19 protein-coding genes and 1 tRNA gene are annotated in these 21602 nt (G+C 70.6%); 6 read left to right on the top strand and 14 right to left on the bottom strand.

All coding sequences use genetic code 11. The features are described from left to right. Window positions 1-46: 46 nt before the first annotated feature. The 8 genes from serS to ACOKM3_RS21440 all read right to left on the bottom strand — a co-directional run bounded on the left by serS (window position 47) and on the right by ACOKM3_RS21440 (window position 9272). Window positions 47-1318 carry a serine--tRNA ligase gene (serS, locus tag ACOKM3_RS21475; protein ID WP_426902684.1) on the bottom strand — a complete coding sequence of 424 codons (1272 nt, stop codon included), beginning with the start codon at window positions 1316-1318 and terminating at the stop codon, window positions 47-49. 643 nt (window positions 1319-1961) lie between these two features. Beyond that, window positions 1962-2897, bottom strand: a complete 936-nt coding sequence (gene pheA / locus ACOKM3_RS21470) for a prephenate dehydratase (protein WP_426902683.1) — start codon at window positions 2895-2897, stop codon at window positions 1962-1964. Between the two features lie 154 nt (window positions 2898-3051). After that, window positions 3052-4371, bottom strand: coding sequence for an iron uptake transporter deferrochelatase/peroxidase subunit (gene efeB / locus ACOKM3_RS21465; protein ID WP_426902682.1), 1320 nt, complete (start codon window positions 4369-4371; stop codon window positions 3052-3054). A 6-nt stretch (window positions 4372-4377) separates the two neighbouring features. Then, the gene (locus ACOKM3_RS21460; RefSeq protein ID WP_426902681.1) at window positions 4378-6336 is read right to left on the bottom strand and encodes a copper resistance CopC/CopD family protein; all 1959 of its coding nucleotides are present in this window, start codon (window positions 6334-6336) and stop codon (window positions 4378-4380) included. 16 nt (window positions 6337-6352) lie between these two features. Beyond that, the gene (locus ACOKM3_RS21455) at window positions 6353-6817 is read right to left on the bottom strand and encodes a copper chaperone PCu(A)C (protein WP_426902680.1); all 465 of its coding nucleotides are present in this window, start codon (window positions 6815-6817) and stop codon (window positions 6353-6355) included. Next, entirely contained in the window at window positions 6814-7497 is a 684-nt protein-coding gene (locus ACOKM3_RS21450; protein ID WP_426902679.1) for an SCO family protein, read from the bottom strand. The genes ACOKM3_RS21455 and ACOKM3_RS21450 overlap by 4 nt, the downstream gene beginning before the upstream one ends. 78 nt (window positions 7498-7575) lie before the next feature. Continuing rightward, entirely contained in the window at window positions 7576-8322 is a 747-nt protein-coding gene (locus tag ACOKM3_RS21445; protein ID WP_426902678.1) for a YcnI family copper-binding membrane protein, read from the bottom strand. Window positions 8323-8480: 158 nt separating this feature from the next. Continuing rightward, window positions 8481-9272 carry a hypothetical protein gene (locus ACOKM3_RS21440; RefSeq protein ID WP_426902677.1) on the bottom strand — a complete coding sequence of 264 codons (792 nt, stop codon included), beginning with the start codon at window positions 9270-9272 and terminating at the stop codon, window positions 8481-8483. Window positions 9273-9463: 191 nt separating this feature from the next. Between ACOKM3_RS21440 and ACOKM3_RS21435 the strand changes: the two genes are divergently transcribed. Further along, window positions 9464-9922, top strand: coding sequence for an ATP-binding protein (locus tag ACOKM3_RS21435; RefSeq protein WP_426902676.1), 459 nt, complete (start codon window positions 9464-9466; stop codon window positions 9920-9922). Between the two features lie 91 nt (window positions 9923-10013). On the opposite strand, the gene ACOKM3_RS21430 is transcribed toward ACOKM3_RS21435, so the two are convergent. Together ACOKM3_RS21430 and ACOKM3_RS21425 are read right to left on the bottom strand one after the other, a co-directional pair. After that, on the bottom strand, window positions 10014-11468 hold the full coding sequence (locus ACOKM3_RS21430) for an aminopeptidase P family protein (protein WP_426902675.1): 1455 nt from the start codon (window positions 11466-11468) through the stop codon (window positions 10014-10016). 124 nt (window positions 11469-11592) lie between these two features. Beyond that, window positions 11593-13101, bottom strand: coding sequence for a PP2C family protein-serine/threonine phosphatase (locus tag ACOKM3_RS21425; RefSeq protein ID WP_426902674.1), 1509 nt, complete (start codon window positions 13099-13101; stop codon window positions 11593-11595). A gap of 545 nt (window positions 13102-13646) precedes the next feature. Between ACOKM3_RS21425 and ACOKM3_RS21420 the strand changes: the two genes are divergently transcribed. Both ACOKM3_RS21420 and ACOKM3_RS21415 read left to right on the top strand, forming a co-directional pair. Beyond that, window positions 13647-14342 (top strand): bifunctional DNA primase/polymerase, encoded by a 696-nt coding sequence (locus ACOKM3_RS21420; protein WP_426902673.1) that lies wholly within the window; start codon window positions 13647-13649, stop codon window positions 14340-14342. A 56-nt stretch (window positions 14343-14398) separates the two neighbouring features. Beyond that, window positions 14399-15103 (top strand): hypothetical protein, encoded by a 705-nt coding sequence (locus ACOKM3_RS21415; RefSeq protein ID WP_426902672.1) that lies wholly within the window; start codon window positions 14399-14401, stop codon window positions 15101-15103. Between the two features lie 235 nt (window positions 15104-15338). Here the strand turns inward: ACOKM3_RS21415 and ACOKM3_RS21410 are convergent, their stop codons facing one another. The 3 genes from ACOKM3_RS21410 to ACOKM3_RS21400 all read right to left on the bottom strand — a co-directional run bounded on the left by ACOKM3_RS21410 (window position 15339) and on the right by ACOKM3_RS21400 (window position 17977). After that, window positions 15339-16325 carry a DUF5926 family protein gene (locus ACOKM3_RS21410; RefSeq protein WP_426902671.1) on the bottom strand — a complete coding sequence of 329 codons (987 nt, stop codon included), beginning with the start codon at window positions 16323-16325 and terminating at the stop codon, window positions 15339-15341. 102 nt (window positions 16326-16427) lie between these two features. Then, on the bottom strand, window positions 16428-17066 hold the full coding sequence (locus tag ACOKM3_RS21405; protein WP_426902670.1) for an ATP-binding protein: 639 nt from the start codon (window positions 17064-17066) through the stop codon (window positions 16428-16430). Between the two features lie 107 nt (window positions 17067-17173). Continuing rightward, window positions 17174-17977, bottom strand: a complete 804-nt coding sequence (locus tag ACOKM3_RS21400) for a glycerophosphodiester phosphodiesterase (protein ID WP_426902669.1) — start codon at window positions 17975-17977, stop codon at window positions 17174-17176. A 274-nt stretch (window positions 17978-18251) separates the two neighbouring features. Between ACOKM3_RS21400 and ACOKM3_RS21395 the strand changes: the two genes are divergently transcribed. Beyond that, on the top strand, window positions 18252-19691 hold the full coding sequence (locus tag ACOKM3_RS21395; RefSeq protein WP_426902668.1) for a S1C family serine protease: 1440 nt from the start codon (window positions 18252-18254) through the stop codon (window positions 19689-19691). Between the two features lie 95 nt (window positions 19692-19786). Further along, a tRNA-Ser gene (locus tag ACOKM3_RS21390) sits at window positions 19787-19871 on the top strand. An 86-nt stretch (window positions 19872-19957) separates the two neighbouring features. Here the strand turns inward: ACOKM3_RS21390 and ACOKM3_RS21385 are convergent. Further along, entirely contained in the window at window positions 19958-20851 is an 894-nt protein-coding gene (locus ACOKM3_RS21385) for a bifunctional DNA primase/polymerase (protein WP_426902667.1), read from the bottom strand. A 371-nt stretch (window positions 20852-21222) separates the two neighbouring features. Here ACOKM3_RS21385 and ACOKM3_RS21380 point away from each other — a divergent pair, with 371 nt between their 5' ends. Continuing rightward, window positions 21223-21528, top strand: coding sequence for a hypothetical protein (locus ACOKM3_RS21380; RefSeq protein WP_426902666.1), 306 nt, complete (start codon window positions 21223-21225; stop codon window positions 21526-21528). The last annotated feature ends 74 nt before the right edge of the window (window positions 21529-21602 follow it).

The raw sequence follows: 21602 nt of genomic DNA, 5'->3' as shown, positions 1-21602 counted from the left end.
CCAGGTGTTCAGGCCGTGCGGGCCCTGCGGGCCAGTCGGGCTGCGATTACTTGGGGTCCAGGGTGGTGCGTCCCCCAAGGTAGGGCCGCAGCATCTCCGGAACCCGCACCGAGCCGTCGGCCTGCTGGTGATTCTCCAGGATCGCCACGATCGTGCGCGGGACGGCGCACAGCGTGCCGTTCAGCGTCGCGAGCGGCTGCACCTTCTTGCCGTCGCGCATCCGGATCGACAGGCGGCGCGCCTGGAACCCGTCGCAGTTCGAGGCCGAGGTCAGCTCGCGGTACTTGCCCTGCGTCGGGATCCACGCCTCGCAGTCGAACTTGCGCGAGGCCGAGGCGCCGAGGTCACCGGTGGCGACGTCGATCACCTGGAAGGGCAGCTCGAGGCCGGTCAGCCACTGCTTCTCCCACTCCAGAAGGCGCTGGTGCTCGTTCTCCGCGTCCTCCGGGGCGACGTACGAGAACATCTCGACCTTGTTGAACTGGTGGACGCGGAAGATGCCGCGGGTGTCCTTGCCGTACGTCCCGGCCTCGCGGCGGTAGGACGGCGAGAAGCCGGCATAACGCAGCGGCAGCTGGGCGCCGTCGACGATCTCGTCCATGTGGTACGCGGCGAGCGGGACCTCGGAGGTGCCGACCAGGTAGTAGTCGTCCTTCTCCAGGTGGTACACGTTCTCCGCGGCCTGGCCGAGGAAGCCGGTGCCCTCCATGGCGCGCGGGCGCACCAGGGACGGGGTCAGCATCGGCGTGAAGCCGGCCTCGGTGGCCTGCGCGATCGCCGCGTTGACCAGGGCGAGCTCGAGCAGCGCGCCGATGCCGGTCATGTAGTAGAAGCGCGAGCCGGAGACCTTCGCGCCGCGCTCGACGTCGATGGCACCGAGCGCCTCGCCGAGCTCCAGGTGGTCCTTGGGTTCGAAGCCCTCGGCGCCGAAGTCGCGGATCGTGCCGTGCGTCTCCAGGACGACGAAGTCCTCCTCGCCGCCGCGCGGGACGTCGGGGTGCACGATGTTGCCCAGCTGGAGCGCCAGGCGCTGCGTCTCCTCCTCGGCCTCGCGCTGCTCGGCCTCTGCGGCCTTGACGGCGGCGGAGAGCTCGCCCGTCTTCTTCAGCAGCTCCTGGCGCTCCTCGGGGGAGGCCTTGGGGATCAGCTTGCCGAGCGACTTCTGCTCGGAACGGAGTTCGTCGAAGCGGAGCCCGGACGACCTGCGCCGCTCATCGGCGGACAGGACGGAGTCGACGAGCGCGACGTCCTCTCCACGGGCGCGCTGGGAGGCGCGAACACGGTCGGGGTCCTCACGGAGCAGGCGAAGGTCAATCACCCCTCAAGGCTACCGTTGCCCGCTTCCGGCCCACGACCCGATATCCGTTGCACTCCCTTATGCCCTATTTGCCGGAATGTGAATTTAGGGTGGAGTGCGGCCGGAAAAGATCCACACGAGGCCCCGTGGGGCGTGTCAAGGAAAACCGCCCCATTCCCTTGAAAGGGGCAGGCGCGGCACTTCGCCTTGACTCGATCCCCTTGCTGCGAGCGGGACTTGGGGGCCCGCTGTCCACAGTGATGCACAGGGCAGAAAAGTTATCCACAGGCTGTGAAAATGATCTGTGGATGCCGGAAGAGATCATTCCGAAAGCCACATGCGTAACGAAGAATTCCCCTCTCAAACCGCGTGCAAGCTCACTTTCGGGTGGAAATGCTTCACTCCAAAGAGTTGATCACGGCAAATGCATGGACGAAGGGTGACCTGCCGGGCTGTGGACACATCTGGGGGCTGTGGGCCGATTTGTCGACCAACCAGCACCTTCCTGTCGACTTGTCCCCAGGTCGAGAAGGCGCCCTGTGGATAACTTCTGTGGATGAAGAAAATCCGCTGGTAGGACCGGGTGTCCAGACAAAAAGTAGCCGGATCCGGCGGTGGACAACCCGGATCCGGCGGGGGATTACGGCCCGCTACGGCCGATGCGCTAGAACCGGCCGTCCTGGCAGCGCGCCAGCCAGTCCGACGCCGCCACGAACTCGCCGTCCGAGGTCCCCGAGCGCGGCGGGCGCACGTCCCGGGCGGCGACCCCGGCCCGCGGGTACGAGCCGAGGAAGCGCACCTCCGGACAGGCCCGCTTCAGCCCCATCAGCGCCTCGGCCACCCGGCGGTCCGCGATGTGCCCCTCCGCGTCGATCGCGAAGCAGTAGTCGCCGATGCCCGTGCCGGTGGGCCGGGACTGCAGCAGCACCAGGTTGACCCCGCGGATGGCGAACTCCTGGAGCAGCTCCATCAGCCCACCGGGGTGGTCATCGCGCTGCCAGATGACGACCGAGGTCTTGTCCGCGCCGGTGGGCGCGGCGGGCCGGGCCGGCTTACCGACCAGGACGAAGCGCGTCTGCGCGTTCTCCGCGTCGTGGATCTCGGTGACCAGCGGCACGAGCCCGTACTTCTCGGCCGCGAACTCGCCGGCGAACGCGGCGTCGTAGCGCCCCTCCTGGACGAGGCGCGCGCCGTCGGCGTTCGACGCCGCGGACTCCCAGGTCACGTCCTCGGCCAGGTTGTCCTTCATCCAGTTGCGCACCTGCGGCTGGGCGGCCGGGTGCGCGGTGACCGTCTTGATGTCGGAGATCGCGGTGCCGGGGCGGACGAGCAGCGCGAAGGTGATGTCGAGCAGCACCTCGCGGTAGATCATCAGCGGCTCGCCGGCGACCAGCTCGTCGAGCGTCGTGGTGATGCCGCCCTCGACGGAGTTCTCGATCGGCACGAACGCGGCCTCGGCCTCGCCGCCGCGGACGGCGTCGAGCGCTGCGGGCACGGACACGACGGGGACGAGTTCCCGGGTGGCCGTCTCCGGGAGCGTGCGCAGGGCGACTTCGGTGAAGGTGCCCTCGGGGCCGAGATACGCGTAGCTGGCTGGCATGGGCTCACCCTAATGCGCCGTACGAAGCCGGGCTCACGGATGCGTCACGGGCCACCCCGCCCGGTGACGGCCCCACCCGGCGACGGCTCCATCCAGCCACGGCCCCACCCGGCCACGGCCCCACCCGGCGCGATGGCCCCGCCCCCGGACCCGCTCACCCCTCCAGCAACGCCTGCCCCACATAGCCGCCCTTCTCGGCGCCGCCCGGCACCGCGAAGAGCCCGCTCGCCTCGTGCCGGATGAACTTCGACAGGGCGTCGCCCCGGTCGAGCTTGCGCTGCACCGGCACGAAGCCGCGCAGCGGGTCCGCCTGCCAGCAGATGAAGAGCAGACCGGCGTCCGGAGTGCCGTCCTCGTCGTAGCCGTCGTGGTACGAGAACGGGCGGCGCAGCAGCGCGGATCCGCCGTTCTGGTCGGGCCGGGTGATGCGGGCGTGCGCGTTGAGCGGGATGACGAGGTCGCCGTTCGCGTCGGTCTTCTCCAGGTCCGGCTCGGTGGTCTCCTTGCCGCCGGTCAGCGGGGCGCCGCTCGACTTCTTGCGCCCGATGACGTGCTCCTGCGCCGCCGTCGACAGCTTTTCCCAGTCGTCGAGGAGCATCCGGATCCGGCGTACGACGACGTACGAACCGTTCGCCATCCATGCGGGGGACTGCGCGGAGCCCGAACCCGGCACGAAGATCCGCTTGTTGAAGTCGGCCTCGGACGGCTTGGGGTTGTTGGTCCCGTCGACCTGGCCCATCAGATTGCGCACCGTCATCGGGTGGGCGGTGGCGCCCGGCGAGCGGTTGAAGCCGTTCATCTGCCAGCGCAGCCTGGCCACGCCGCCCGCGTCCTTCTGGATCGCGCGCAGGGCGTGGAAGGCGACGAGCGGGTCGTTCGCGCCGATCTGCACCCACAGGTCGCCGTTGCTGCGCGCCTTGTCGAGGTGGTCGGAGTAGAAGTCCGGCAGCGGGTCGAGGGCGGCGGGGCGCTGCTTCTCGAGTCCCGTACGGGAGAAGAAGCTGTGGCCGAAGCCGAAAGTGACCGTCAGCGACGAGGGGCCCGCGTCCCGGGCCACATCCGTGTCGTCCGAGGCCGAGGGCTCGCCCGCCATCAGCCGCTCGGCCGTCGCCGACCAGCGGCGCAGCAGGGCCGCGGCCTCCTTGCGCCCCGTGCCCGCCGCCAGGTCGAACGCGACGAGATGGCCGCGGGACTGCATCGCGGTGGTGATGCCGGGCTGATGTTTCCCGTGAAACATCACCTCGTCCGCCCCGATCGAGGTCAACGTGGCCTGCTGCTCGGGGGAGTTCGAGGACGCCACGGCGTAGCCCGCGCCCGCACCGACGGCGCCGAGGGCGACGCCGGTGGCACCCGCCGTGCCGATCAGGCGGCGCCGCGAGATACCCGCGGACGCCGGGGAGGACTCGGTACTGCTTTTGGTACCAGCGGTGTCAGCCGTGCCGGCAGTGCCAGCCGTGTCAGCCGTCTCAGCCATGGTGGTTCAGCCGATCTTCGCGTTCTTGTTGATGGTGATCTGGTCGATGTCCGACGTACGCACGGTCAGCGCGACCTTCCAGTCGCCCGCCACGGGGATCTGCACACCGCTCGCCGTCCAGTGTCCCGTGGCGATGTGATCGGGCACGACGGGCAGCGGTCCGATCTTCTTCGCCTCTTGGGTGAGGGCGAGCTTCACCTCGGGGACGTCGAAGGCCTTGCCGTTCGGCCGCTCTATGTAGAGGTGCATTTCGTTGTTGCCGGTGCGTCCGGGGTCCATCTCCAGGAGGGCGGTGCCCTTGCCGTCCGCGCCTCCGGTGTCGAACGGGATCTTCAGGGAGAGCGGTCCGGTCTGCGCCTGCGCGGCCGAGGTGGCGGACTTGGCCTCCTCCTCCGTGCGGCCCGGTTCGGTTGACGTCAGCACGGTGGTGACCGCGAGCAGGACGACCGCGATGCCCGCCTCGACGAGCACCGAGCGGCGCAGACCGAAGCGGTGCGGATCGGCGTCGCGCACCCGCTTCTCGCGCGCGCTCGCCATCGCGGCGCGCTGCCGGGCGAGTTGGGCGGCGCGCTCGGGGCTCGCGCCCTTCCCTCCGGCGGCCACGGAGACCGGCTCCTTCTCCTCGGAAACCTCGGACACCTCGGACGCCTGCTCCTGGGCCACCGGGGCGGCGGCCACGGTCTCGGAGAGCCGCGCCGTCCACTTCCGGGAGATCCAGGCGACGCCGACGAGCACGGCGACGAGCCCGACCTTCACCATCAGCAGCTGCCCGTACGCCGTCCCGGTCAGCGCCGACCAGGAGCCGACCTGCCGCCACGACTGGTAGAGCCCGGTCGCGACGAGGACGAGAACGCTGCAGAAAGCGACCCGCGAGAAGCGGCGTACGGCCGAGCCCTCGATCGTCGGCACCCGGTACAGGGCGACGAGCAGCGTGGTCAGCCCGCCGAGCCAGGCGGCGACGGCCAGCAGGTGCAGCACGTCGACGGGCATCGCCAGGGCCGCCTGGATGCCGGTCGAGGCGTGCTCGGCCATGGCCCAGGTGGCGGCGAGTCCGGCCGCGACGACGGCGCCGCCGACGGAGAGCCCGAAGGTGAGATCGTTCCGCTCCTTGGCCTTGGCGTCCTGCCCGTCCTGGCCGTCCTGAGTGTCCTTCCCGGCCTCTCCGCCCTCTGCGTCCTCTTCGTTCTTCTTCGCGTACGCCCCGAAGAGCACCGCGATGAAGAGGGCCGCCGCCGCGAGCAGCAGCAGCCGGGAGGTGAGCGCGGCGCCGGTCTTCGTCTGCAGGACCTGGCCGAGCAGCGACATGTCGAAGACGTCGCCGAGCTTCCCGGATCCGGTGTACGAGCCGCGCATCAGCAGCATGACCAGGGTGGCGGCGGTGAGCGCGGTCCAGGCGCCGACCACGACGCGCTGCACCGGCTTGCTGCCCGCGCCGCGCCGCCAGCAGCCGAGCACGAACGCGGCGCCGCCCACCAGCAGCGCGAAGCCCGCGTACGAGACGTAGCGCGCGATGCCGTAGATCACGCCGACGACTCCGCCGCCTGCGTTCTGGTCGGCCACCACCGCGGTCGTCTTGGAGGGCGCGCCGATGGAGAAGGTGTAGGCGCCGGCGACGGGGTGGCTGTCGGCGGAGACGACCTGGTAGGCGACGGTGAACGTGCCGTCGGGCAGGCCGGAGTGCACTCCCACCGTGTAGGTCGTGCCGCCGGAGTGGGCGACCTTTCCGTCGTCGACGCGCTTGCCCGCGGGGTCGAGGACACGGACCGCGCCGTCGGAGATCGCGACGCTCTCGGAGAAGGTGAGCGACACCTTCTTCGGTGCCGTGTCGACCACCGCTCCCTGCTTGGGGTCGCTCCCGGTCAGCGCGGCGTGCGCGGACGCGGGGGCGGCGCCGGCCAGGAGTGCGCCGGTGACGGCGAGGAAGAGCAGCACCAGCTGCCAGGTGCGGGGAGCGATGGTCTTCACGTACGAGTCAGCCCCTTCAGTGCGAAGCGTGCGACGGGTTGTAGGTGGCGACCTTCACCGGGAAGGAGACCGTGACGGTCCCGGACTTGGTGAAGTGCAGCTGCACCGACACCTTGTCGCCCTCAGCGGGCTTGCGCTTCAGGTTCTCGAACATGAGGTGGTTGCCGCCGCGTTCGAAGTCGAGCTCACCGTTCGCGGGCACGGCGAAGGACTTCTGCTCCCTCATCACACCGCCCTTGGTGCTGTGCAGGGTGACCTTCTGGGAGATACCGCTGCTCACGGACGTGAGGGTGTCGGCGGCACCCTTGTTGTGCACGGTGAAGAACCCGGCCGCCATGTCGCCGGAGGCGGGCTCGGGGATGAACGCGCCCTCGACCTTCACGTCGGGCTTGTCGGCGGAGTCGGAGCCGGAGCCGCAGGCGGTCAGGGCGAGCCCCGCCGCGAGCGTGAGGGCGCCGAGGGCGAGGGGTGTGCGCCTCACGGCTTCTCCCCCTTGACGATCTTGGGGAGGTCCTTGGTGTAGTCGTCGACGGTGGCGTCCTCGCCGTACAGCACGTAACCGGCGTCGTTCTTGGGCGAGAAGGCGATGACCTGCGTGCCGTGCATCGACACGAGCTTGCCCTTCTTGTCCTTCTGCGTCGGCTCGATGGAGATGCCGAGGGTGCGGGCGCTGCCCTGGATGGTGGCGAAGTCGCCGGTCAGGCCGATGAAGTCGGGGTCCTGCGCCCTGAGCCACTTGCCGAGCACGGACGGGGTGTCGCGGTCCGGGTCGGTGGTGACGAAGACGACCTGGAGCTTGTCCTGCTCGGACTTGGGCAGCGACTTCTTGGCGACGGCGATGTTGCTCATCGTCAGCGGGCAGACGTCGGGGCAGTGCGTGTAGCCGAAGTAGATCAGCGTCGGCTTGTTCTTGGTCTGCTCGCGCAGGTCGAACTTCTTGCCATGGGTGTCGGTGAGGACCAGATCCGGCTTCTTGAACGGCTTGTCGAGGACCGTCGCGGCCTTCTTCGTGCCGGTGTCGGAGGACACCTCGGCGACGGGCTTGCCGCTGTCGTCGCTGCTGCCGCAGGCGGACAGGGCGAAGGTCGCGACGGTGACGAGCCCGACCGCGGCCAGCAGGCTCTTCCTGTTGAACGTCGTGTTCTTGCGGGGGTTGCGCATAGAAAAATGTCCCAGATGTGAGGTGGCCGGCGGATGCCGGGGTCGCCCACCGCGACCCCGGCACCCACCGAGGGTGGCTCAGCTGTTGGTACGCCGACGGCCCGCCATGACGCCGAACGCCACACCGGCGGCGCCGACGACGATGCCGACGATGCCGAGCGCGCGGGCGGTGGTGTCGCTGCCGGAACTGTCGGACGACGTGTCGGAGGAGGCCGCGGCCGTCTCCTTCTTGGCGCTGTCGTCGGAGGCGCCCGAGGCACCGTGCCCGTCGTCCGAGGCGGCCGAGAGCTCAAGGGTGGGCGCCGGGTTCTCCGGCTCCTCCTGGCCCTTCTGCTGCGGCTCGATCCAGCGCACGACCTCCTTGTTGTCGTACGTCTGGATCGCCTTGAAGACGAGCTGGTCGGAGTCGGTCGGCAGCTGGCCGATGGAGACCGGGAACTTCTGGAAGTAGCCGGGCTGCACGCCCTTGTCCTTGCCGGACCCGGTCGCGGTCCAGGTGACCTTGGAGACGGCCTCGGTGATCTTCTCGCCGTGCATCTCCATCGGCTTGTCGAGCTTCTTCTTGGTGACGTCGGCCTTCCAGCCCGGCACCGGCTCGGGCATCACCGAGGCGAGCGGGTGTTCGGTCGGGAAGTTGACCTCGACCTTGGTGGTCGCGGCGTCGTCGCGCTCGTTGGGCACCTTGAAGTCGACGACGGCGTAGTCGCCCTTGGCGGCCTCGCCCTCCGGCTGCACGCTCACGTGCGCGAAGGCGGGGGCGGACACGAGGACGACGGAGGAGACGGCGGCGGCACCGACGAGAGCGGCGCGGGACATCTTCTTCATGACAGGGAGAACTCCACGTTCAGCGGGATCCGTACTTCGGAAGGGAAGCTGCGCGACCGCGAAACACCGCACTACGTATGCGGCGAAAAAGCAGGTACGCGCGCGTGCCCACGGCACGACTCATCCCCACGCAGTACGCGGCGGAGCAGGCGTGCCGTTCAGGCAGCGAGAAGGAACGCGTCGGCCGCGGGTGGCCCGCGCCGGCTCACGGAGTGCTGAAGTGCCGCCGCCCGCAGGGCCGGTGGTTCGGGGAACCCGGCACGAGCGGCGGGCGCCGGGGCGGACGTACCCAGGAGTCCGGCCCTGAGGGCGCGTACGAGGCCGAGGGCGGCCCGCAGCGAACGGATGGGCGCCGCATGGGCGACGCTCTGCGCGGAGAGCCGCGAGAGCCGCACGACGCGGCTCAGGGCGAGGTCCCCGTGGCGCAGCAGCCAGCCCGCGCCGGCCGCGGCGAGCAGGTGCCCGAGCAGCATCGGCAGGGACGGCAGCAGCGACATCGCGGAGCCGGCCGCGCCCGCCATGTGGTGCGCGTCGCCGGACGGCACGCGCGCGTGGTCGAGGATCCGCTGGGCCTGCGCCGGGCTGAGCGTCGAAGCGCCCGCCCCGCACATGAGCCGCGCGGCCCGCTCGACCGCCGAGGGTTCGCCCGCCGCGGCGGTCATGGTCATGGTGTGCTGCTGGCCGAGGCCGAAGAGGCTGTGCAGCGCGATCTGCCCGACCCCCAGCGTGGCGGCGATGCCCGGCAGCGACCGCTCGCGGCCCGCCAGCGGCAGGGCCACACAGAAGACGGCGAGGAAGCCGAGCGACAGCGTCCACAGCGGGACGGTGGCCGTCGAACCGAGGACGTGCCCCGCCGCGGACAGCATGACGCAGACCGCGGCGAACACCGCGGCCCTGAGCAGCCGGAGATCGGCCGCGCTGCGCGCCTGGCGCTCGTGGGGGGCAGACATGGCGGCCTCATCATCGCACTGGCTTCACACGCTCCATACAGCAGGTCCGCAAGGTCCCGAATCTCCCGTACACCGCTGACCCCCGTATGCGCGTCCGCCGTATGGGCGTCATCACGTCAACTGCGCGATTGCGCGGGGCCGGTGGTGGCAATACGTATCGGTATGTCGAGTCGCGGCCGGGAGGCGGGAGCATGAGCATCTGGTGGTCCCTCCAGCTACGGCGCGATGCCGCGAGCGTGCCGCTCGCCCGGCGACTCCTCATGGGCACCATGGAGACCGCGGGCGTCGACCCCGACATCTCCTACGACCTGTCGGTCGCGCTCAGCGAGGCGTGTGCGAACGCCGTGGAGCACGGCGGCGCGGCGGCGAGCGAGACGACGGACGCCTTCCGGGTCACCGCGTATCTGGACGGCGAGATGTGCCGCATCGAAGTGGCCGACACCGGGCCCGGCTTCACCGCCACCGGTGGACGTGCGGCGGTGTCCGTCCGCCCGGCGCCCGACTTCGCGGAGCACGGCCGCGGCCTGTGTCTGATCAAGGAACTCGCCGACCATGTGCACTTCGTGAACAGACCCGGCAAGGGCGGCGCCGTGGTCAGCTTCGACAAGATCCTCAAGTGGCGCAAGGACGCGCCGCTGATGGCGGTGTGAACGCCCGGAGCGCCGCGCCTTCGTAGGGAACGCCAGGGAACGCGAAAAAGCCGCGCCTACGTAGGCGCGGCTTTTTCCTTCATACGAAGTGTCAGCCCTTCAGGCGGGCCATCCACGCCTCGACCTCGTCGGCCTTGCGGGGCAGACCGGCCGACAGGTTCTTGTTGCCGTCCTCGGTGACGAGGATGTCGTCCTCGATACGGACGCCGATGCCGCGGTACTCCTCCGGCACGGTCAGGTCGTCGGCCTGGAAGTACAGACCGGGCTCGACCGTGAGCACCATGCCGGGCTCCAGCGTGCCGTTCACGTACGCCTCGGTCCGCGCGACCGCGCAGTCGTGGACGTCCATGCCGAGCATGTGACCGGTGCCGTGCAGGGTCCAGCGGCGCTGGAGGCCCAGCTCCAGGACGCGCTCGACCGGGCCCTCGACCAGGCCCCACTCGACGAGCTTCTCGGCGAGCACACGCTGCGCGGCGTCGTGGAAGTCCCGGAACTTGCCGCCCGGCTTGACCGCCGCGATACCGGCCTCCTGGGCCTCGTACACGGCGTCGTAGATCTTGCGCTGGAGCTCGTTGTACGTGCCGTTGATCGGCAGGGTGCGCGTGACGTCGGCGGTGTAGTACGTGTGCGTCTCCACGCCCGCGTCGAGCAGCAACAGGTCGCCGGAGCGGACCGCGCCGTCGTTGCGGACCCAGTGCAGCGTGCAGGCGTGCGGGCCCGCGGCGCAGATGGAGCCGTAGCCGATGTCGTTGCCCTCCACGCGCGCGCGAAGGAAGAACGTGCCCTCGATGTAGCGCTCGGAGGTGGCCTCGGCCTTGTCGAGCACCTTCACGACGTCCTCGAAGCCGCGCACGGTCGAGTCGACCGCCTTCTGCAGCTCGCCGATTTCAAACGCGTCCTTCACGACGCGCGCCTCGGAGAGGAAGACCTTCAGCTCGTCGTCGCGCTCGGCGGTGACCTTGTCGGTCAGCGCGGCCTCGACGCCGGCGTCGTAGCCGCGCACGACGCGCACCGGTCCGGTGGCCTCGGCCAGCTTGTCGGCCAGCTCGCGCACGTCGGAGGCGGGGATGCCGTAGTGCTTCTCGGCCTCGGTCAGGGAGTGCCGGCGGCCCACCCACAGCTCGCCCTGGCCGTCGAGCCAGAACTCGCCGTTCTCGCGGTTTGAGCGCGGCAGCAGGTAGAGCGTGGCGTCGTGGCCACCCCCGCGCGGCTCCATGACGAGGACGCCGTCCTCCGTCTGGTTGCCGGTCAGGTAGGCGTACTCGACCGAGGCACGGAAGGCGTACTCCGTGTCGTTCGAGCGGGTCTTGAGGTTGCCCGCGGGCACCACGAGGCGCTCGCCCGGGAAACGGGCGGACAGGGCGGCACGGCGGGCAGCGGTCTCGACGGCCTGCGCGATCGGCCGCAGGTCGTGCAGCTCGGTGTCGGCCCAGCCGGACTTCATGTTCTCGGCGAGCTCGTCGGACACGCCCGGGTAGAGGCCGTTCTTGCGCTGCTTGATGGGCTCTTCGGCCTCCGGGGTCTCCGGGTTGAGCTCCTCCGACACAGTTCCTCCTCGACACGGCGGCCCGGTGAAATGCCCTGGATACGGCAGTGGACCCCCTCCATCGTACGAGCGCGAGGAAGGGGGTCCAGGGCCGGAGGGCCTGTTACACACAGCGTCCCGGAGGTCACTCGAAGCGTGCCGCGAGCAGCACCACGTCCTCCTCGCTCTCGGCCGTGTCGAGGCCGTCCGGGAGCACCGAGCGCAGCACGTGGTCGGCGATCGCCCCGGGGTCCTCACGGATCGCCTTGGGCACCCCGGAGGCGGCCGCGTGCAGCCGGGCGAACGCGCGGTCCATGGGATCGCCGGTGCGGCGCAGCAGGCCGTCCGTGTAGAGCAGCACGGTCTCGCCCGGCGCCGGCGTGATCTCCACGCTCGGCGCCTCCCAGCAGGCGAGCATCCCGAGCGGCGCGGACAGCGTCGTCTCGGCGTACTCGGTGCGCCGTTCGCCGATCACCAGGGGCGGGCTGTGTCCGGCTCCGGCGAGGACGATCTTGCGCTGCGCGGGCTCGCAGTACGCGAACAGGGCGGTCGCGCTGCGCGCCGGTTCGGTCAGGCGCAACAGAAGCTCCAGGTCGGAAAGGACCGCCACCGGGTCCTCCCCCTCCATGACCGCGTACGCCCGCAGAGAGGCGCGCAGCCGGCCCATCGCGGCGACCGCGCTCGCGCCGGAGCCGCTGACCGAGCCGACCGCGAGCCCGAGCGCCCCCTCGGGCAGCGGCAGCGCGTCGTACCAGTCGCCGCCGCCGCGCGGCCCTGTGCGGTGCCGCGCGGCGAGCTGCACACCGGCGACCCGGGGCAGGCGCGGCGGCAGCAGCTCGTCGGCGACGGTGCGTGACCACGCGCGCGTGCGCTCCAGTTCCAGGAGGCGGGCGAGGTGCTCGGTGGCGTAGCGCGTGTACAGCCCGATGAGGTGGCGCTGGCGCTCGGCGGGCTCGGCCGGCTCGTCGTAGAGCCAGACGGCGGCGCCGAGCCGGCCGGCCGCCTCCGTGGCGAGCGGCACCGTGTAACTCGCGGCGTAGCCCAGGCGCGCGGCGACCTCGCGGTGGCGCGGGTCGAGCCCGTCCTCGGCGAGCAGATCGGCGCGGGCCTCGGGCTCGGTGCACAGCCCGTCGAGGATCCGTCCGTACGAGGTCGCGCCGCGCGGCACCGTCTCGATGTGCCCGAGGTCGGGCCTGGACAGGCCGAGGCCGACGGTGGTGTCGGGGCCGCGTCCGTCGCCCGGTTCCAGGACGACAAGTCCGCGCCGGGCACCCACCAGGGCGGCTCCGGCGCGCAGCAGTTCGTGCAGTGCGTCCTCGAGTGCGGCCGTGCGGGCCAGGCGTTCCGTGAGTTCGTGCAGCGTCGTGAGATCGGAGACCCAGCCCGCGAGCCGGTCCTGGATCACGGCTCCGGGTGCCACGGCGGAGGAAGTGATCTGCGACACGGGGGGAGCGGGCGTGGCACTGGGGGTGGGAGGGGGAACCTGTCCAGGAGAGGAATCGATTCCAGCCACTTTCGGCAGGCGTGGGGTTGTCATGGCTTCCGGCTTTCCGGCCGGTGCATATTGCTCATTAGCATCGCAAACCCCCATGTCATTCTGCGCCGCCAGCAATGCCTCCACATGTACACGGACTCGTAAGGGGATGTCCAGCATTGTCCCGTTGGGATTCTGGGTGTCTGCCGTGGTCAGGCGCCATCCGCGATAAAAACGATCTCGGTTCTCATATGTGATCCACTTCCGAAACCGAGCCGGTCCCGAGCCGATCCCGATCGTTCGAAGATGGCCAAAAACCGCCTGGGGGAAGCGCCCTTTGCGGTCGACTGGCATTGTTCAGCTGTGGTCGACAGAGCGTCATAGCGGCCGTGATGGGTACGTAGTCGGTGAAGACCAGGGGTAGTTGGGATCCGCCCGGAACCTGGTGACGGAACCGGGCGTCATAACCATCGGCGACCGTGTCCCATCCTCCCGTGGCGGAAGCGGCGAGAAATACGCGGGACGGCAAACGCCAGGCGCCGCCACCCCACGCCAGGCTTTTCAAGCACACAGCACGCGCTCGGACTATAGGGGTTCTCCCTGCCTCAGGCCGGCGGTTCGGGCTGGGGTGCGGCGCTGCAACACGTACACGCAGTGACTGATCGACACATGGTGTGATGTGGCCCATAGCGTTCTCTTCGGTCTACGGAAAGGAACGAGCGCTCATGCGCGAGATCCTCGGAAGGCGACGCAGGCTCCTGTCCAGGCGTGACAACGGGAAGTCTGACCTGATCAGCGCGGCCCTCACGTTCGTGACAGCGTGGCAGTGGCCGGTCCTGCCGGGCATAGGGCTCGAAGCGGGAGGCCGTCGTGACGGCGTCCGCTGCGCGTGCCCCGACCCGGAGTGCACGGTGCCGGGCGCGCACCCCTTCGACCCGGGGCTGCTCGCCGCGACGACCGATGAGCGCATGGTCCGCTGGTGGTGGACCAACCGTCCCGACGCACCGATCGTGCTCGCCACCGGTGCCCCGTCCGGGGCCTCCGGGGGGCGCGCACCCTGTGCGGTGAGCCTCCCGGCCCTCGCGGGCGCCCGCGCACTTGCCGCGCTCGACCGCAGGGACGTCCGGCTCGGCCCGGTGATCGCGACGCCGGAGCGGCTCGCGATCCTCGTGGCGCCCTACTCACTGGAGCAGCTCGGCGAACTCCTGTACGCGCAGGACTTCGTGCCCGGTTCGCTGCGGTTCCACGGTGAGGGCGGATATCTCGCCCTGCCGCCGTCTATCTCGGGCGCGGGGCAGGTGCGTTGGGAACGCGCGCCGCTGCCCGGCTCCGCGGCCCCGTGGGTGCCGGATGTGGAGGCCGTGGTCGGCACGTTGGTCGACGCCCTCACCCGTACGGGTGTGAGCGCGCCCGAGTTGTAGCGAAATCCGGCGCGCGGCGGGCCGGTGGGCGGTGTGTGCGCCGATATCTTCGGCGCATGCCTGCCGCGCCACGCCTCCCCCAGCTCCCGGACGAGAACGAGCGGGAGCGGCCGCGCGCGCGACTTCGGCTGTTCGGTCTGCTCGCCGTGGTGGTTCTCACAGCGGCGCTGCCGCTTGCGGGCGCGTCCGCGGGTCCGGTGGACGACGGGCCCACGCGCCGGACGGCCACCGAGGCCAACGCCTCCGAGGTCGACGCCTCCGAGGCGGACGTTCCCGAGGGGGACGTGCCCGATGACGCAGACAAGGCGAACGCCGAGGCGAGTGGCAACGGCGCCGAAAGCAGGGGCGAGAACGGGGACGCCGAACCGGCCGGGCGGGACACCGGCAAGCCCTCCCTGCTGACCGGTCTCGGTCTGACCACCGAGGCCCACTGCGGTCCCCAACTGTCCGCCCCTGACGGCATCGAGGCGCAGACCTGCGTGCTCGTCCAGGCGCACGAAACCTGGGCGCGTACCTATTACCGCAACGCGACCGGCTCCGGTCTCGCCGCCGTACTGACCCTGATGGCACCCGGCGGACGCACGGTGCAGCTGCACTGTGCCGTGGGTGCGGAGGACGAGCCGGGGATGTGCGAGACACCGCGGGGGCGTACGCGGGGAGAGCCCGGCCAGTACACGGCGGTGGCGGAGTACGCGAGGGGCGCGGAAGGACCGCTGCTGTTGCGCTCCGGAAGCAACTCGGCGCCGCCGCACGGGGGTTGAGACCGGCGGGCACTGGGCGCACATGGAAGCGCCCGGTTGCTGGCGACGGGGGATGCACCAGCAACCGGGCTACTTGAACGGTAACAAGAGATCGCCGGTTAGCAAATTCGATCTCTTCTATTCGGACATGGATTTACCTGCAACTACCGGGAGTTGTGACCCGGCTCACCTTGCGGTTCGGAGAGGTGTTCCCGTCCCGATGGGCTGACTGGTCGGTCAGCCCCGAAGCTGTGAGTCAGCTGAGCGTCACCTGTCGGTTGGTGAGTCCGCCGCGGGCCCGGCGCTCGTCCGGGGTCAGCGGTGCGTCCGTGGCCAGCGCGGCGGCGAGCCGCTCGGCGAACTCGGCGGCCGGCTTCTCGATGTCCTCCGCCTGCATCGAACTGGGCAGGTCCCAGACCGGAACGGTCAGGCCGTGCGCCCTGAAGGAGCCCACCAGACGCGTGCCCTCGCCGAGCGAGGACGTGCCCGCCGCGTGCAGTCGCGCCAGCGCGTCGAGCAGCTTCTCCTCCGCGTGCGGCATGACCCACCGGAGGTGGTTCTTCTCCGGCGTCTCGCACCAGTAGGCGCTGTCCACGCCGGAGAGCTTCACCGTGGGGATCGCCGCGGCGTTGGCCCGCTCCAGGGAGGCGGCGACCTCGCCCGAAGCGTTCTCCGAGTCCGGCACCCAGAATTCGAAACCGGTGTGGACGACGGGCTCGAAAGTGCCCTCCGGGGCGAGCACGTCCTGAAGACGCGGCCCGTCGGCCGGAGCGCGGCGGGTCTGCACCGGGTTGCCCGGCTCGGCGGCCAGCGCGCGCAGCAGCGTGTCGGCCAGGTCCCGGCTGATGTCCCCGGAAGGCGTGTCGTTCTGAAGGCCGAGCAGGACCGAGCCGTCGTCGCGGCGCAGCGCCGGCCAGGCCATGGGCAGCACGGTGGCGAGCGTGACCGAGGGGACGCCCTCCGGGAGGCCGTCCTTCAGGGTCAGCTCGGCCGTCGCGGCGGGCACCAGCTCGCGCAGCGCGACCCAGTCGCCCTCGCCCGGCAGGCCCTCGAAGGGGCGCTGTACCAGCTCGGTCACGGCGTGCGCGGCGGCTCGGCCGTGGCACGCCTTGTAGCGGCGACCGCTGCCGCACGGGCAGGGTTCGCGGGCACCGACGACCGGGAAGTTCCCGTCAGCGCCTCCGGCGCGGGCACCAGCGGTGACGTGCGGCTTGCCCTTGGTCTGCGGGCGCTTCTTGGCCATCTTGGGTGTCTCCCGGATACGGCTCTCATACGTACGGCGCGAGCCTAGCCGCTCGTACCGACAAGAGGGGGATGCGCCCAACTGGCCGCGCCCGAGCGGCTTTCAGCCCAGGTCGTCGAAAGCGTCCTGGAAGCCCAGGTCGGCCAGGTCCGCGACGGGCGGCGCGGCCACCCGCGAGGCGAAGTCGTCCCGGCGGTCGGCCATGGCCTCCGCGTGGACGTCCTTGTGGACGATCACCCAGACGGTGACCTCGCCGCGCATGCCGTCGCGTACGCCCCAGTCGTCGGCCAGCGCCGAGATGATGTTGAGCCCGCGGCCGCCGTGCGCCGTGATCGAGGGTGTGGCCGGAATCGGGCGGGTGGGCCCGCCGCCGTCCGTCACCTCGACCGCGAGGCAGCCACGGTCGTCCACGCGCCATGCGGCGCGTACGTCACCGTCTCCGGCCAGATCGTCGCCGAGCGGCCGGCCGTGCCGGCACGCATTGCTGAGCAGTTCGGAAAGGATGAGAACCGCATCGTCGATGACCGTTTCCGGTACGCCGCTCATGCGCAGCTGTTCACGCATGCGACGTCTTGCCGCGCCCACGCCCGCAGGGCCATGGGGTACGGCCATGCTCGACGACGCGGGCACCTCCTGTGCCACCACCAACGCCACCCCCGAGACCTCCTTTGCCCCACGCCACGGTGTGAATGCCCCAATGGACTGGACCGGAAACCGGCCATCCCGCTTCCGGTGACGCACTCGTGACGATCGAATACGGTCCGAACGCGCCGGGGCACACCCTGTGACGGCGTTGGGGAAAGGTGGCCGGATTCAGCCCCTGCCGCGATTCGCGCCGCCGTCCCTGCTCAGGCCCTGCCGAGTCGGCGCAGCACCTCCGCCGGACGGTTGGTGATGATCGCGTCGACGCCCAGGCCCGCGCAGAGGTCGACGTCCTCGGGCTCGTCCACCGTCCAGACATGAACCTGGTGACCCGCGCGCGCGAGCTTCTCGACGTATCCGGGGTGGCTCCGCACGATCCGGATGCCGGGTGCCGCGATGTGTACGCCCCTGGGGAGGCGCCCTTCGCGGTGGAGGGGCGAGACGAACTGCATCAGGTAGACCGTCGGCAGTGTCGGCGAGGCCTCCTGGACGCGCGACAAGGAGCGCGCGGAAAAGCTCATCACGCGCACGCGCGAGGGCTCGTCGGGCGCTGGTGCGTCCAGACCGAACCGCTTGAGCAGGAGCAGCAGGCGCTCCTCCACCTGCCCCGCCCACCGCGTGGGGTGCTTGGTCTCGATCGCCAGCTCCACCCGGCGTCCCGCGTCGGTCACCAGCTCCAGCAGGCGCTCCAGGGTCAGGACGGAGGTGTCGGCCGCGCTGCCCGCCCAGTCGGGGCGCTCGTCGCGGTCCTTCCAGGAGCCGAAGTCGAGGGCGGCGAGGTCCGAGAGCTCCAGTGTGGAGACGGCTCCACGGCCGTTCGACGTACGGTTGATGCGGCGGTCGTGCACGCATACGAGATGACCGTCGGCCGTCAGCCGCACATCGCATTCGAGGGCGTCCGCACCGTCCTCGATCGCCTTCTTGTAGGCGGCCAATGTGTGTTCGGGGGCGTCCTGAGAGGCACCGCGGTGGGCGACGACCTGAATGCGCTGCTGTTGTGCGAGGGTCACCGCGTCATGGTGCCACCGCGCGGCGGGCGAGCAGGAAAAGTTCGGCCCAGCGGATGCGTCCGTTTTGCCGGACGTAAAGGATGTCAGGGGACGCACAGGCTCGTCTTACGGTGGCCTGACGTCCCGTGGGAAAGGCTGACGGCGTACAACAGCACAAGTGGACCGTGACAGGACCATGCCGGGACGGCGGCGCGCGACACGCGACAGCCGGCGTCCCCGAGCATCCAGACAGGACGGACCGGCGACGACAGCCGTGGATCGAGGAGAGAAAGCTGTGAGCACCGAGAACGAGGGCACCGAGGTTCCACCGGCCCCGTCCGCACCTCCTGTGCCGGTGGACGCTCCCGCTGCTCCCGCGCCGGCTCCCCAGGGGGCCGGACCTGACCCTGCGGGCCAGGAGCCGAGGCCCGCCGAGCACCACGGGGCGCCCGCCGCGTCCGCGGCGTCCTCCATGGGCACCGCGCCGGGTGCGGCAGGACCGGCCCACGGCGGCGACTGGCCGCCCCCGCCGCCCGCCATGCCGGCCTACGGGTCGGGCGGTGGCGGCGGCTGGGGCGCCTCGTACCAGCAGCCGGCGCCCAAGCCGGGCGGCCGGCGCGGCGGCCTGGTCGCGGGGATCATCGTGGCGGCACTGGTCGCGGGCGCGGTCGGCGGTGGCGTGGGCTACTGGGCGGCCGAGCGGGGCGACGGGTCGAGCACCGGCTCGACCACCGTCTCCGCCTCCAACCCGGCCGACCTCAAGCGCGACAAGGGCACGGTCGCGGGCATCGCCGCCAAGGCGCTGCCCAGCACGGTCACCATCGAGGCCGAGGGCAACAGCGGCGAGGGCGGCACCGGCACCGGCTTCGTGTACGACAAGCAGGGCCACATCCTCACCAACAACCACGTGGTGGCGGAGGCCGCGGACGGCGGCAAGCTGTCGGCGACGTTCTCGAACGGCAAGAAGTACGACGCCGAGGTGATCGGCAAGGCGCAGGGCTACGACGTGGCGGTCATCAAGCTCAAGAACGCGCCGGACGGACTGAAGCCGCTCACCCTCGGCAATTCCGACCAGGTCGCGGTCGGTGACTCGACCATCGCGATCGGCGCGCCCTTCGGCCTGTCGAACACGGTGACCACGGGCATCGTCTCCGCGAAGGACCGCCCGGTGGCCTCCAGCGACGGCTCCGGCACCAGCAAGGCCTCCTACATGAGCGCCCTGCAGACCGACGCCTCGATCAACCCGGGCAACTCCGGCGGCCCGCTGCTCGACGGCAACGGGAACGTGATCGGCATCAACTCCGCCATCCAGTCCGCCTCCAGCGGCGGCGGCATGGGCGGCTCGGGCCAGTCCGGCTCGATCGGTCTCGGCTTCGCCATCCCGATCAACCAGGCGAAGATGGTCGCCCAGCAGCTCATCAAGACCGGGCAGCCGGTCTACCCGGTGATCGGTGCCTCCGTCTCCCTCGAAGAGGGCACCGGCGGCGCGAAGATCACCGAGCAGGGCGCGGGCGGCTCCGCGGCCGTCACGGCGAACGGTCCTGCGGACAAGGCGGGCCTCAAGCCCGGCGACGTGATCACGAAGCTCGACGACCAGCCCATCGACTCGGGACCGACCCTGATCGGCCAGATCTGGACGCACAAGCCGGGCGACTCCGTGAAGCTCACCTACACGCGTGACGGCAAGGAGCACACGGTCGACGTGACCCTCGGCGAGCGCAAGGGCGACAGCTGACCGACCCGGTCGGGGCCGACGGCTGACCGACCCTGAGACCCGACCCGCTACCCTGGTCCCGCGCCTCGACGGTTTTCGGAACCGTTGCGGCGCGGGGTGGGTTGCCCGAGCGGCCTAAGGGAACGGTCTTGAAAACCGTCGAGGCGAGAGCCTCCGTGGGTTCAAATCCCACACCCACCGCGTAGTTGAGCGAGCCCCCGACCCGGGATCAGGGTCGGGGGCTCGCCCGCGTTCGGGCCCGCTGCGGTTCGGCCCGACCGGCCTCGCTACGGACCCGCCGTCAGGCGCTCCGCGGAGGCGATCGTGGAGCGCGCCTCGCGCTCCGTAAGGCCGGTGCGCACCGCGGCGTCCGTCAGGGCGTCCGAGAGGGTCTCCCCGACGCCGTTCTCGTACGCGCGGCAGGCCGCCCAGAAGAGGCGCGTGTTGCGCTGGCCCTCGTGGGCGCTCAGGACGAACTGGACGAGGCCCAGGCCGTGTTGACCCGGGCGGCCCGTCATGGGGTGGTGCGCGCGCGGCGGGGGCGTGAGCAGCCGCAGAAGCGCCGGTGGGCAGGGTGCGGGCGGCAGGTGCCCGGTGCCCGGAACCGTGCTGTAGACGCCGTGTTCGGTACGCGAGCCGGGCCCCACGAGGTAGCCGCCGGCGCCCCGGATGTCGATGCCGGGGGCGAGGCGGCCCGCGGAATTGGGCACCACGGCGTCCGGCGGCCCGGAGAGCCACAGGTGCCGGCCGCCGCTCGGTGTGGCCACGACCACCGTGTCGGGGATCGTGAAGAGATGCCGTAAGGCCAGCTCACGCAGGGATGCGGAGGAGTCCGTACCGGATTTGGTGTCCAGGTCGACGCCGATCAGGTGGTGCGGGGCCAGGCCGCACGCGATGCCGTAGCCGGTCGCCCGGGGCGCGGCCGCGAAGAGCGCGCGGATACGGCGCGGATCGGTCGAGGCGTCGTACACGCCGTGCCCCGGAAGGCCGCATTCGCCGTGGCAGCGCGGCGCCGTGGGCGGGTCGCCGCGGTGCGGCGAGGGCAGCGCGGGGAGCTTGGTCCTGGCCAGGGGGATGACGGCGAGCCCGCGTTCGGCGGCGGACAGGGCGTGCGCGAGGGCCAGGGTCGCGAGGGACGGGTGTGGTGGGCAGTGGGGCGGGTGCCGGTCCATGGTGGCCATGGCCCCATTTTCGTACAGACGTTCGAAGAAGGGAAGCGGGGCCGGTCATCCGAGGGAAGCATTTACCAAAAATGTGCTGAAACGCTTCGTCGTTTGTGCCGCTTGGGCCGGACTGGTCCCGAGGCGGCACACTCCGGCCTGAGCTGGGGTTTTCCGGGCGTGAAGAGGGTTTATCGACATGTCCTCACGCTTGCGAGCGAATAGCGGCTTCCGGGGTGGTTCGCCGGGGATTCGGTGGGCAATTCTGATCTCGCGACGTCGTGAACATCGCCGAGGCGGTCGGCCAACTGCCTTGGTACATCCCGTACTTAACGGGTGGCCGGACCCCGTCCGAGCGCCCGGAGCGTACTTCCTTTCCTGGAGGAACAGACATGGCTTCCATCCGTACTGCCCGCGTCATCGCCGCCGTCGCCGCTCTGCCTCTTGCCGCAGCGCTCTTCTCCGGAGTGGCCATGGCCGACAACGGCTCGTTCGCGGACAACGGATCGAACGCGGGGGTGGCGACGGTCAGCGGCAGCGGTGTCGGCGACGACAACTTCGGCAACTCGTCCACCACGCAGCAGCAGGCGGTCGGCAACGGCGCCTCCAACCAGAACAACGAGGCTCAGGTGAACGGATCGGGCTTCACGGCGATCGACCAGTCGAACGTCAACGTCAACTTCACCGAGCTCTGGTAACCCGCCGGCTCCTGCGCGGCGGGGGTCTTCCGTGGGGTGCGTGACAGTCTGCGCGGCGGTGCTTCGGCGCCGCC

This window comes from Streptomyces nidicola, assembly GCF_050106155.1.
In the GTDB taxonomy this organism is placed as follows: domain Bacteria; phylum Actinomycetota; class Actinomycetes; order Streptomycetales; family Streptomycetaceae; genus Streptomyces.
This window is presented reverse-complemented; position numbering and strand designations above follow the sequence as displayed.